This is a genomic window from Thiohalocapsa halophila (genome assembly GCF_016583825.1).
Taxonomy (GTDB): Bacteria; Pseudomonadota; Gammaproteobacteria; order Chromatiales; family Chromatiaceae; genus Thiohalocapsa; species Thiohalocapsa halophila.
In genome coordinates, this window is the sequence record NZ_NRRV01000019.1 from 60273 (window position 1) to 72778 (window position 12506).

At 68.0% G+C, this 12506-nt stretch carries 10 protein-coding genes; 8 read left to right on the top strand and 2 right to left on the bottom strand.

What is annotated here, in order from left to right:
- Positions 1-121 precede the first annotated feature (121 nt).
- Positions 122-448 (top strand): DMT family transporter, encoded by a 327-nt coding sequence (locus CKO31_RS09740; protein ID WP_200236433.1) that lies wholly within the window; start codon positions 122-124, stop codon positions 446-448.
- A 99-nt stretch (positions 449-547) separates the two neighbouring features.
- Here CKO31_RS09740 and CKO31_RS09745 read toward each other — a convergent pair whose 3' ends face one another.
- Entirely contained in the window at positions 548-1129 is a 582-nt protein-coding gene (locus CKO31_RS09745) for a superoxide dismutase (protein WP_200236436.1), read from the bottom strand.
- A 241-nt stretch (positions 1130-1370) separates the two neighbouring features.
- On the opposite strand from CKO31_RS09745, the gene CKO31_RS09750 reads away from it, so the two are divergent.
- From CKO31_RS09750 to grxD, 3 genes are all read left to right on the top strand, one after another.
- On the top strand, positions 1371-2960 hold the full coding sequence (locus tag CKO31_RS09750; protein ID WP_200236438.1) for a hydantoinase B/oxoprolinase family protein: 1590 nt from the start codon (positions 1371-1373) through the stop codon (positions 2958-2960).
- Between the two features lie 121 nt (positions 2961-3081).
- The gene (locus tag CKO31_RS09755; RefSeq protein WP_200236440.1) at positions 3082-4881 is read left to right on the top strand and encodes an N-acetylglutaminylglutamine amidotransferase; all 1800 of its coding nucleotides are present in this window, start codon (positions 3082-3084) and stop codon (positions 4879-4881) included.
- 240 nt (positions 4882-5121) lie between these two features.
- Positions 5122-5463, top strand: coding sequence for a Grx4 family monothiol glutaredoxin (gene grxD / locus CKO31_RS09760; RefSeq protein ID WP_200236443.1), 342 nt, complete (start codon positions 5122-5124; stop codon positions 5461-5463).
- Positions 5464-5545: 82 nt separating this feature from the next.
- On the opposite strand, the gene rnt is transcribed toward grxD, so the two are convergent.
- Positions 5546-6211 (bottom strand): ribonuclease T, encoded by a 666-nt coding sequence (gene rnt / locus CKO31_RS09765; RefSeq protein WP_200236493.1) that lies wholly within the window; start codon positions 6209-6211, stop codon positions 5546-5548.
- Positions 6212-6348: 137 nt separating this feature from the next.
- Between rnt and CKO31_RS09770 the strand changes: the two genes are divergently transcribed.
- The 4 genes from CKO31_RS09770 to CKO31_RS09785 all read left to right on the top strand — a co-directional run bounded on the left by CKO31_RS09770 (position 6349) and on the right by CKO31_RS09785 (position 12498).
- Positions 6349-7239 (top strand): TraB/GumN family protein, encoded by an 891-nt coding sequence (locus tag CKO31_RS09770; RefSeq protein WP_200236446.1) that lies wholly within the window; start codon positions 6349-6351, stop codon positions 7237-7239.
- Between the two features lie 128 nt (positions 7240-7367).
- A complete protein-coding gene (locus CKO31_RS09775; protein ID WP_200236449.1) occupies positions 7368-8117 on the top strand; it encodes an MlaA family lipoprotein in 750 nt (249 codons plus the stop codon).
- Positions 8118-8486: 369 nt separating this feature from the next.
- Complete coding sequence (locus CKO31_RS09780) at positions 8487-9170, top strand: VPLPA-CTERM sorting domain-containing protein (protein WP_200236452.1); 684 nt, start codon at positions 8487-8489, stop codon at positions 9168-9170.
- A 193-nt stretch (positions 9171-9363) separates the two neighbouring features.
- On the top strand, positions 9364-12498 hold the full coding sequence (locus tag CKO31_RS09785) for an error-prone DNA polymerase (protein WP_200236455.1): 3135 nt from the start codon (positions 9364-9366) through the stop codon (positions 12496-12498).
- The last annotated feature ends 8 nt before the right edge of the window (positions 12499-12506 follow it).

Below are 12506 nucleotides of genomic sequence, written 5' to 3' on the forward strand. Positions count from 1 at the left end.
CGTTAATCCAGCGCTCTGCATGGCGGTGTTCTCCTCCAAAGAACCACCGCCGAGTCTCGACAGCGCGGATCTTTGCGCAATCTACTGCTACGAGCGTTGAGAGGACTGGGGCAGCAGTGCCATGGCTTGGATCTACTTGGTCGCCGCTGGGCTCTTTGAGTGGGGCTGGCCGGTGGGGCTCAAGCTCGGGATGACCGATGCGGGGATACGTTGGGGCTGGCTCGCCTTCTCTGTGCTCTGCATCGCCGCCAGTGGCACGCTGTTGTTGCTCGCGCAGCGCACCATCCCGATGGGCACGGCTTACGCCGTGTGGACCGGCATCGGCGCCGTGGGCACCTTCGTGCTCGGTCTGCTTTTGTTCGCGGAGCCGGCAAGTCTAGCGCGCTTCTTCTTCGTCGGCCTCATCGTCATCGGCATCGTCGGCCTCAAGATCGCCTCACCGGATTGATACAAAAAACCGCCCGGGCCTGGAGCCTCGGGCGGTTTGTTCCGACTGCGTTCGGCGGAGTCAGCCGCCGCAGTCATCTGCTGGGCTCGGCTCTATCGGTCAGCCCGCGTAGTTGGCGGCCACGAAGTCCCAGTTGACCTTGTCCCAGATCGCTTCGAGGTACTTGGGCCGCGCGTTGCGGTAGTCGATGTAGTAGGCGTGCTCCCAGACATCCACGGTGAGCAGCGGCGTCAGGCCCTCGGTCAGCGGGTTGCCGGCGTTGGAGGTGTTGTGGATGTCCACCCCGCCGTCGGCGGTCTTCACCAGCCAGGTCCAGCCGGAGCCGAAGTTGGTGGCCGCGGATTGGTTGAAGGCCTTCTTGAAGTCATCGAAGGAGCCCCACTTGGCCTTGATGGCATCTCCCACTGCGCCAGCCGGCTCACCGCCGCCGTTCGGGCTCAGGCAGTTCCAGTAGAAGGTGTGGTTCCAGACCTGGGCGGCGTTGTTGAAGACACCGCCGGAGGCGTTCTTGATGATGTCCTCCAGGGACATGCTCTCGAAGTCGGTGCCCGGAATCAGGTTGTTCAGATTGTTGACATAGGTCTGGTGGTGCTTGCCGTAGTGGTACTCGAGGGTTTCCGCGGAGATCACGGGCTCGAGGGCGTTTTTCTCGTACGGCAGGGCGGGGAGCTCATGGGCCATGGTTCGCCTCCTGATTGACGGATGGTGAAGAGATCGGCTGCTTGGCCGTTGGTTTCGCTCGCTGCGGCAATCTTGTGCCCGCAATGGGGTATCTCAAGACGCTCGCGGGCCGCGGATGCCATGGCCTGCGCGGCTTTGCCGCGGAGCGGGCGGTATGTGAGGATAACCGCCGGCATCCACTCGCTGCCGCGGGGCCCGCGTACCGGGCTGGTCCCCGGCACCCCAGCCCGCCAGCGCCGCCATGAACGCTATTCAGCTCAGCCTGTTCGTCAGCCGCCTCGCGGCCGTCTGCGACGAGATGGCGGCGGTGCTGCGCAACGCTGCGCTGTCGCCGAATATCCGCGACCGCCTGGATTTCTCCTGCGCCGTCTTCGATGCCGACGGCGCCCTCTGCGCCCAGGCGGCGCACATCCCGGTGCACCTCGGCAGTATGGCCTATGCCATGGCGGACCTCGTGGCAAGGTTCGAGTGGGCCGACGGCGACATGGTCATCGTCAACGACCCCTTCCTCGGCGGCACGCATCTGCCGGACGTGACCCTGGTCGCCCCGGTGTTCGTGCCTGCCGCTGCGGATGCGGCCAAGCCGGTGCTGGCGGGCTTCGTGGCCAACCGTGCCCACCACGCGGACATCGGCGCCAGCACGCCGGGCTCCATGCCGATCTCGGAACGTCTGGAGGAGGAGGGCGTTGTCATCCCGCCGCAACGGCTGGTGCACGCCGGCATCGTCGACGACGGGGTGCTCGCCGAGATCACCGGCGGCACGCGCAGCCCCGACCATGCGCGCGGCGATTTCTTCGCGCAGATCGGGGCGAACCGCGCCGGTCGCGCGCGTATCGCCGAGCCGGCGGCGGCGCGGGGCCTTCGGGCGTTCCGCGACGGCCTGCGGACCATGAACGATTATGGCGAGCGCCTCGCGCGGCAGACGCTGCGGGCCATTCCTGATGGTCGCTACGTCTTCGAGGATGTCCTCGACGACGATGGCAAGGGACAGCTGGACATTCCGATTCGACTGGCGCTCACCATTGCCGGCGATAGCGCCCATTGCGACTTCAGCGGCACGGCGGCGCAGGTGGCGGGCAACGTCAACTGTCCGCTGGCCGTCGCGGCGGCTGCGGTCTTCTACTGTTTCCGCTGCTTGATGCCGCGGGAGACCCCCGCCTGCGCCGGTTCGCTACGCCCGATCACGTTGGATGCGCCGGCCGGCTGTTTGGTGAACGCGCAGCGCCCGGCTGCGGTGGCCGCAGGAAATGTCGAGACTAGCAGCCGCATCGTGGATGTGGTGCTGGGCGCGCTGGCGCAGGCCGAGAACGAGCACTGGCAGGCCGAGATCCCGGCCGCGAGCCACGGCAGCATGAACAACCTGGCCATCGGCGGTGTGCTCGACGGTGCCCCCTGGGACTACTACGAAACCATCGGCGGTGGCATGGGGGCGGGCCGGGCTGGCGGTGGCCTCTCCGCGGTGCAAACGCACATGACCAATACCCTGAACACGCCGGTGGAGGTCATCGAGTCGCGCTTTCCGTTGCGGGTCACGCGTTACGCCATTCGCGACGGCTCCGGCGGTGCCGGGGAGCGCGCCGGCGGGAACGGCCTGATCCGAGAGCTTCAATGCCTGGCACCGGCGCACGCGACGCTCATCGGCGAGCGCCGGCGGCATGCCCCCTGGGGGCTCGAGGGCGGAGCTGCGGGGCAGCCCGGGGCGCAATGGCACAACGACCGCCCGCTCCCCGGCAAGGTGGCCCTGGATCTGGCCCCCGGCGACCGGCTGCGCATCGAGACACCGGGTGGCGGCGGCTACGGCGCGGAGCCCGAGGCACGGCGCTCGGAGTGACCGAGGCGAGCCTTAGCGGATTAGACTGACGAGCATCGTGCCCTCGGCCCTCGGCTCCAGCGTCTTGCTCCGGACAGGCCCGTGAGCGGTCCGTGCCTCAACCCGATCCAGGAGACCCCCTATGTGCGGCATTTGCGGCGAGCTGCGCCTCGACGGCGCCCCGGCGGACCTGACGGCCATCGGCCGGATGCTCGGGCCCTTGGTGCGGCGCGGGCCGGATCATGGGGGTAGCTACAGCGACGGGCCGCTCGGCTTCGGCCACCGCCGGTTGTCGATCATCGACCTGTCGGTGCGCGCCAACCAGCCCATGGTGGACCAGGGGCTCGGGCTGGCCCTGGTGTTCAACGGCAGCATTTACAACTATCCGGAGCTGCGCCGGGAGCTGATCGGGCTCGGCTACCAATTCTTCTCCGACGGCGACACGGAGGTGATGCTGAAGGCCTGGCACGCCTGGGGCGAGGACTGTGTGGCGCGGCTGCACGGGATGTTCGCCTTCGCCATCTGGGACGCCAACCGCAAGTGCCTGTTCCTGGCCCGGGACCGCTTCGGCATCAAGCCGCTGTACTGGACCGAGGACGCCAAGCGCGTGCGCTTCGCGTCCAACACCCAGTCGCTGTTGGCCGGCGGCGGCGTGGACACCAGCATCGACCCTGTGGCGCTGCACAACCTGTTTACGCTGCATGCGGTGGTGCCGGCGCCGCGGACCGTCTTGACCGGCATCCGCAAGCTCAAGCCCGCCCATTGGCTGCGTATCGACGCCGACGGCCGCCGCAGCGAGCGCGCCTATTGGCAGCTGGATGCCACCCGGCCGGCGCCGGGCTCGGGCTGGCCCGAGTCGGACGCCGAGTGGGTGGAGCTGATCCAGGAGCGGCTGCAGCGCGCCGTGCAGAAGCGGCTCGAGATCGCCGATGTGCCCGTCGGCGTGCTGCTCTCGGGCGGGCTCGACTCCAGCCTGCTGGTGGCGCTGCTGGCCGAGCAGGGCGCCCGCGATCTGCACACCTTCTCCGTCGGCTTCGAGGACACGCCGGAGGAGGCTGGCAGCGAGTTCGAATACTCGGACCCGGTCGCCGAGCGCTACGAAACCCGCCATCACCGCTTCCGGGTGCCGAATGCCCAAGTGCTGCGCCGCCTCCCGGAGGCCGTGGACGCCATGGCCGAGCCTATGTTCGGGCAGGACGCGGTCGCCTTTTATCTGCTCGCCGAGCAGGTGTCCCGCGACATCAAGGTGGTGCAGTCGGGGCAGGGCGCCGACGAGGTCTTCGGCGGCTATTTCTGGTATCCGCGCATCGCCGCAGACACCGAGGGCGGCCCCGCCGACAAGCTCCGACGTCACTATTTCGACCGTGACCACGACGAGTATCTGGCCATGGTCGCCGACCGCTACGGCGGCCCGGACCACACCGGCGCCTGGGCCGCCGAGCGTCTGGCCGAGCCCCTGGCGGACGAGGTCATCGACGCGGTGCTGCGGCTCGATGTCACCACGTTCATCGTCGACGACCCGGTGAAGCGCGTGGACAACATGACCATGGCCTGGGGCCTGGAGGCCCGCGTGCCCTTCCTGGACCACCAGCTGGTGGAGGCCGCCGCCCGCTGCCCGCCGGCGCTCAAGCTGCGCGACCAGGGCAAATGGCCGCTCAAGGCCATCGCCCGCGGCCGGCTGCCGGATGCGGTCATCGATCGGCCCAAGGGCTACTTCCCGATGCCGGCGCTCAAGTACGTCCGCGGCGAGTTCCTGGACTTTATGCGCGACATCCTGGACTCCACCGCCTGCCGCCAGCGCGGGATCTATCGGCGCGAATACGTCGACACGCTGCTCGCCGCGCCGGACCAGCACCACACCCGCATCCAGGGCAGCAAGCTCTGGCATCTGGCGCTGTTGGAATACTGGCTGCAGCGGCAGGTGGATGCCGCGCCCGGCTGAGCGCAGGCCGTCGCGTCCCGCTCGGCCGGGGCGCGCTCCAGGCCCACCGTCGCCCCGCGAGCGTGTCGGCTCGTATGTGCTCCCGCGAGACGCCGCGCGCTCGCCTTCGACACCAGCCCGTCTGGCCCTCGGGCGCTGCACCGGCGACGAAAAACCAAGTAAAATAGTAGGTGTCTTGATAAGCGCGGGGGCAATCCCATTTCCCCCCGCACGTAACAACGCTCCTGCCGAGGTAATGTGATGGACGTGCTCGAACGTATCGGCCAACAGGTCAAGAACAATCCCGTCGTGATCTACATGAAGGGGACCCCGCAGATGCCCCAGTGCGGCTTCTCCATGCGCGCGGCGCAGGCCCTCGGCAGCACCGGGGTACCCTTCGCTTACGTCAACGTGCTACAGGACCCGGAGATTTTCGAGAACCTACCGCGCTACGCGGATTGGCCCACCTTCCCGCAGATCTACATCGACGGCGAGCTGGTGGGCGGCTGCGACATCACGTTGGAGATGTTCGAGAACGGTGAGCTCAAGACTATGATGGAACAGGCGGCTGCCAAGTCCGAGGGCAGCGACAGCGCCGCCTGAACGGAGCGGCTCGCATCCGCCGCCGCAGCGCCGGGCCGACGGCTTGCGCGCGGCGGTACCACTTCAGAGCGGCACCGGTGTCTCAGCCGCGGGTGCCGTGCTGCAATTCCCCCCAGCGATTGACGATGCTGCAAAACAGCGCCGCCGTCTTCTCGGCGTCGTAGATGGCCGAATGGGCAGCACCGTCGTCCCAGCCTAGACCAGCGGCCTGAACCGCCTTCGCCAGTACTGTTTGACCGTAAGCGAGCCCCGCTAGCGTGACGGTGTCGAATACGCTGAAGGCGTGGAAGGGATCGCGCTTGAATCCGGTTCGCTCCACTGCCGCCTTGAGAAACCCTAAGTCGAAGTGAGCGTTGTGCCCCACGAGTATGGCTCGGGTACAGCCCTGGCTGGCGACGGCTTTGCGAATCGGGGTCAACACCTGGCGCAGCGCGTCGCGCTCGGACACCGCGTCCCGAAACGGATGGTCCGGATCGATCTTGTTGAACGCCAAAGCCCGAGGGTCGAGCTCGGCGCCGATGAAGGGCAGCACGTGGCATGAGAGGGTCTGTCCTGGCATCAGCCGGCCAGCTGCGTCCATGCGGATAATGATGGCGGCGATTTCCAGCAGTGCGTGGCGGCGGGCGTCGAAGCCCGCGGTCTCGACGTCCACCACGACCGGCAGGAAGCCGCGAAAGCGGCTGGCGATGCCAGGTGAGCCCTCGGGCTCGGCATCCGGATCGGGTGGGGCTAGCGCGTCTGCATCCATGTGGGCAGCATACGGAGTCGGTGCGCCGGACGCCAAGCCATGTTGACGCGTCGGCGCTGCGCCGGCTCGCGCCGCCTCTGCTGGATGCGGCCGGGACGCCAAGTACGATAAAGACGCTGACACCGAGGAGGTACGCCATGGCCCCTGCTCGCATCCGCCGGCCCCTATGGCTGCTGCCCTTCCTGCTCGCGCTGGCCGGCGTGCAGGCCGCGGCGACGGCGCAAGCCCATGCCCAAGGTCTGCTGTTCGAGCTCACACCGCCCGCGGGCGGGCCGTCGAGCTGGTTGTTCGCCACCATGCACAGTGAAGATCCGCGGGTGCTGCAGCTGCCCGAGCCGGTCACCGCGGCTTTGGCCGCCGCGGACGCCTTGGTGCTGGAGGTGGTTCCGGATGCGGCTTCCGTACGTGCAACTGCGCGGGCCATGCGCCTGCCCGGGAGCACCGAGCTCACGGACCTGGTGCCGCCCGAGCTCTATCGGCGCTGCGTGCAGGCGTTGGCGGCGCGCGGGCTGCCCGCTTCCCTGCCGCGCAAGCTAAAGCCCTGGGCGGTGATGACTATGCTCAGCATGCCGCCTGCGCGCACCGGCGAGTTCCTGGATCGGCGCTTGTACCAGCGGGCACAGGCGAAGGCCATGCCCACATTGGGGCTGGAGACCACCGCGGAGCAGCTGGCGGTTTTCGAGCGACTGCGCGCCGAGGAGCAACAGGCGCTGCTGCGCGCCGCGGTTGCGGACCAGGGCGAGCGCGAGCGGCTGTTCGACGCGCTCACCGATGCCTACCTCCGTGGCGCGCTCGGGGAGCTGCTTGCGCTGAGCGAAGACCGCGTGCCCGGGCTCGCGCCGGCGCTGCAGCAGCGTCTGCGCGAGCTGCTGATCGATAGCCGCAACCGCCGCATGTTGACCCGTATCCGGGCCTTGCCGAGGCAGCAGCGGCACTTCATCGCCGTGGGCGCGCTACATCTGCCGGGCGAGCGCGGACTGCTCGCCGGCTTGGGTGCCGCCGGTTACGGCCTGCGGCGCTTGCACTGAGCCGCGCTGGCAGGTGCTCTGGCCGGGCCGGCGCGAACGGACCGAGGCCACGGATCAGGCATGAGCCCTGTGTTAACATCCGCGCCGCCGTGCCGCAGGGAGCCGGCCAACTCCGGGAGGCAGAGTGCATGCCCAGATGGCTCAACCGTGTTGCCGCCGTGCTGACGGTGTCGATCGTCGTCGGCGGCTGCGCTTCGGTTCCGGCCGAGTATCGCGACCCGCGTGACCCGTGGCAGCCGTTCAACCGCGCGGTGTTCAAGTTCAACACGGACTTCGACAACGCCTTCCTGAAGCCGGCCGCACAGGGCTACCGCTTTGTCACGCCCGAGCCCGTCGACGAAGGCGTTACCAACTTCTTCAACAATGTCGCCGATGCGACCTCGGCGGTGAACAATGTGCTGCAGTTCAAGCTCTCGCGAGCCGGCAGCGACGTGGGCCGGGTGTTCATCAACACCACCGTCGGCTTCGTTGGCTTCTTCGATGTCGCGAGCAACGTCGGCCTGCCGAGCTACAAGGAGGATTTTGGGCAGACGCTCGGCTACTGGGGCTTTGGCGCCGGGCCCTTCGTGATGCTTCCCATCCTGGGTCCGAGCAGTGTTCGGGGTACCTTCGGCTTGGCGGGTGACATCGTCCTCGATCCGTTCTTCAGCCTGGAGGAGGACGAGATCTACTGGGGCTTCGTGACGCTGCGTGTCGTCGACCGACGGGCGGACCTGCTTGCGGCGGGCGACCTGATGGACGAGGCGGCGATCGATCCCTACACTTTTATGCGTGATGCCTACCTCCAGCGTCGGCGCAACCTCGTGCACGACGGCAATCCGCCGCAGGCCGACGACGATGGCATCCTCTGGGAGGACACGCCGCCGGCCGAGCCCTGAATGGGTGCAATGACTGCGTCAATCTTGGGCGCCGCCGATGAGGCGCTGCGTTGGTGCAACTCGATGGTCATGCAGCCTTGGAGGATTGCAGTTAGACTAAGCCCTGTCGGTCTGTGTGCGCGGCGTGCGGTGTCAGTTCTTTTTACACTGGCTGCGCACTCGTCGCTCGACTGGGTGGCTCCGTCAAGGCAAGCGCTGACCAGGGCGCGTGCCCCCTTGGGAAAATCGTTGCAGCACAGGCCATTGAGCGAGTCCGTACAAGCACGTCTCGGGCTTGGTGTGAATCGTGCATGCTAGATCGAGCAAGGGCTTGACCTTTGCTGGTGTTGTAAAGTTTAAGGGCCAGTGCGGACTACGAGGCGGCAAGCAATGCTCGACGACAAGCCAGGGTTGAAATGGAGCGCGACTGTGCTCGTGGTGCTCGTCGCGCTGTTCGGCGCTGGCGTCGCAACGGCCAAGCCCTTTACGACCAGTGACAGCGTCAAAGACTTCCGGATGGATCAGGGCAAGATCCTGTACACCACGCCCTCGCTGGACCAGGTGTCGTGGCAGCTCACTGAGCGCAACCAAGTCGTCATGATCGAGCAGGCCGAGCTGCGCACCGGTCTCAGCAGCGACAGCGCTGTCGCCGGCAGCTTGAACCTGAAAATCAGCCGTGGTGACAAGGGCTCCCGCGGCCGCTACATGATCTTCGGGAGCCGGGACTCGGGCGACAGCGAATCCACCTCCCGACTCATGACCGGGGCGCTGGAAGCCATGCAAAGCGCGAGCGACGAAGAATCGCTCGCGTTTATGTTTACAGGCCGCCCAACGACCGGCAGCGACGGTATCACCTACCAGAGCATTGGTATCTACGCGTCGGTCTACGGCATCAACGAACAGGACTTCCTCGCCCACTACAACAGTCAGCCCCTGTCGATCCCGCTTGGAGCACAAAGCTCCAGGATGGACAGGCAAGCCGCCAATGCGCCTGCTGGTGAGGCGCCCCTGCCGGCAACACCCCTGTTGGTCATCGCAGGCTTGGTGGGCTTGGGCATCTTGCGACGGCGTTGATGCCGCGCTACCCGGCACCGCTGCCCCGGTCGTCAGGCCGCTCGCGTCGGTTTGACCTTTACCCTTAGCGGCTACGCCTAAGCGCCCTATTCCCGTCTTCCGGCTTCGCGGCCGCTGTGCTGCGGACGCTGCCGTAACCCTCACCACGTACTGGGCTACACTGTCCTTATCGACAGTTTCCTAAAGCCCGTGCATGGTCGCCGCCGTATCGTTTCAATACGCAGAGCTGTATTGCCGATCCTGTTTTAGCTTCCTGTCCGCGGCCTCCCAGCCGCAGGAGCTGGTGCGCACCGCCGCGCGCCTCGGCTATCGCGCGCTGGCCATCACGGACCTCTGCTCGCTGGCCGGGGTGGTCCGTGCCCATGAGGAGGCCCGGTCCCTCGGCCTGAAGCTCCTCATCGGCAGCGAGCTCTGGCTCGAGGACGGCCCGCGGCTGGTGGTGCTGGCGGCGGACCTGGCGGGCTATCGCAACCTCTCCCGGCTCATTTCCCGCGCCCGGCGGCGGGCACCCAAGGGGCAGTGGCAGCTGCTGGCGCAGGACCTGGATGAGGGGCTCGACGGCTGCTTGATCCTTTGGCTGCCGGATCCGGACGCGCCCACCGATGGCCAGGAAGAGTGGGGGCATCGTCTGGCGGCGCGCTTCGCCGCCCGCTGTTGGATCGGTGTGGGGCTGCACCGCACCGGCGACGATGCGGCCAGGCTCGAGCGGCTGCGCCGGCTCGGTGCCCGCACCGGCCTGCCGCTGACGGCGGTGGGCGGGGTGCTGATGCACGTCGCCGAGCGCCGGGCGCTGCTGGACGTGATGGCCGCCATCCGTAATGGCACTCTGGTGGCCGATGGCGCCGCCGAGCGCCAGAACCGCGAGCAGTACCTGCGCCCGCTGGACGTGCTCGCGCGCTTCTATCCCCGGGACCTGCTGGCGGAGACCACCCGCATCGCCGAGCGCTGCGCCTTCACGCTGGACGCCATCCGCTACGAATACCCCCAAGAGCTGGTGCCCGCCGGCGAGACGCCGAGCTCGCACCTGCGCAAGCTGACGGAGGAGGGGGCCGCCCAACGCTTCCCGCAAGGCGTGCCCGAGCAGGTCCGCGGGCAGATCGACCACGAGCTGGGTCTGATCGAAGCGCTGGCCTATGCGCCCTTCTTTCTGACGGTGCACGACATCGTGCGCTTCGCCCGAAGCCGCGGGATTCTGTGTCAGGGGCGGGGCTCGGCGGCCAATTCGGCGGTGTGCTACTGCTTAGGCATTACCGAGGTGGACCCGGCGCGCATGGATATGTTGTTCGAGCGCTTCGTCTCCCGCGAGCGGGGCGAGCCGCCGGACATCGATGTGGACTTCGAGCACCAGCGCCGCGAGGAGGTGATCCAGTACGTCTACGCCAAGTACGGCCGCGACCGGGCGGCGCTGGCGGCGACGGTGATCGCCTATCGGCCGAAGAGCGCCGTGCGCGACGTGGGCAAGGCGCTCGGCTTCTCGCAGGACCAGGTCGACCGCCTGGCGCGCAACATCAACTGGTGGGACGGCCAGCAGGTGCCGCCGGAACGGCTCAGGGAGGTCGGCCTCGACCCCTACAACCCACAAATCCTCACCTTGATGCGGCTGGTGCACGAGCTGGTGGGCATGCCGCGGCACCTGTCGCAGCACGTCGGCGGCTTCGTCATCGCCCGCCGCCGCCTCGACGAGCTGGTGCCCATCGAGAACGCCGCCATGGACGGGCGCAGCGTCATCCAGTGGGACAAGGACGACTTGCATGCGCTCGGCCTGCTCAAGGTGGACTGCCTGGCGCTCGGCATGCTGAGCGCCATTCGCCGGGGCCTGGCGCTGGTGAACGGCTACCGCGGCAGGGCGCTCACCGTCGCCGACATTCCGCCCGAAGACCCGGATGTCTACGCCATGATCCAGCGCGGCGAGACCACGGGCGTCTTCCAGATCGAGTCCCGTGCGCAGATGGCCATGCTGCCGCGCCTCAAGCCCGCCTGCTTCTACGACCTGGTCATCGAGGTGGCCATCGTGCGCCCCGGGCCCATCCAAGGCGACATGGTGCATCCGTATCTCAGGCGCCGGCAGCGGCTGGAGCCCGTGACCTATCCGTCACCGGCGGTGGAGGCGGTGCTCGGGCGCACCCTCGGCGTGCCCATCTTCCAGGAGCAGGTGATCCAGGTGGCCATGGTGGCCGCCGGCTTCGACGCCGGCGAGGCGGATCAGGTGCGCCGCTCCATGGCTGCCTGGCGCCGCCGCGGCGGCCTCGAGCATATCCGCGGGCGGCTCATCGACGGCATGGTGCAGCGCGGCTACACCCGCGCGTTCGCCGAGCAGATCTACAAGCAGATCCTGGGATTTGGCGAGTACGGCTTCCCGGAATCCCATGCCGCGAGCTTCGCGCTGCTGGTCTATGTCTCCGCCTGGCTCAAGCACCACGAGCCGGCGGCCTTCTTCGCGGCGCTCATCAACAGCCAGCCCATGGGCTTCTATGCCCCGGCGCAGCTGGTGCGCGAGGCGCGCCGGCAGGGTGTCGAGGTGCGGGCGGTGGATGTGCGGCACAGCCACTGGGACTGCACGCTGGAGCACCGCACTCCGCGACGCGGCCAGCCGGCGCTCCGACTGGGTCTCAGGCTGGTGAAGGGGCTCTCCCAGGCCGGCGCCGAGCGGCTGGTGGCCGCCCGCACCGACCCCGGCTGGCAAACCTTGGACGAGCTGCGCGCCCAGGCCCGGCTGGGCAAGCGCGATCTCAAGGCCCTGGCCGGTGCGGATGCCTTGGCCGGTCTCGCCGGGAATCGGCACCAGGCGGGCTGGCGGGTGGCGCGGCAGGATGTGGTGGCGGGGACGCCGCTCCCACAGCCGGGCGCTCAGGCCAGCTTGGCGCTGCCGCCGCCCGCAGAGCCGGCCTTACCGCTGCTGCCCAAGCCCACAGAGGGCCGGGACATCGTCGCCGACTATGCGAGCCTGGGTCTGAGCCTGCGCCGCCATCCGTTGGCTCTGCTGCGCCAGCGCTTGACGGACCTGGGTCTCGGCAGTGCCCAGGACCTGGAGGCCGCCGACCCCGGTCAGCAAGTGCGCACCGCCGGCCTGGTCATCAACCGCCAGCGCCCGGCGTCCGCCAATAATGTCACCTTCGTGACCCTGGAGGACGAGACCGGCCAGGTGAACTTGGTGGTCTGGAAACAACTCGCCGAGCGCCAACGCCGCACCCTCATTGGCGCCCGGCTCATGGGCGTACAGGGCGAGATCCAGCGCGAGGCCGGTGTTACCCACCTGGTGGCCAAGCAGCTCATGGATTATTCCCAGCTGCTCGGCGGGCTGGTGATCACGTCGAGGGATTTTCATTGATGCCCGCG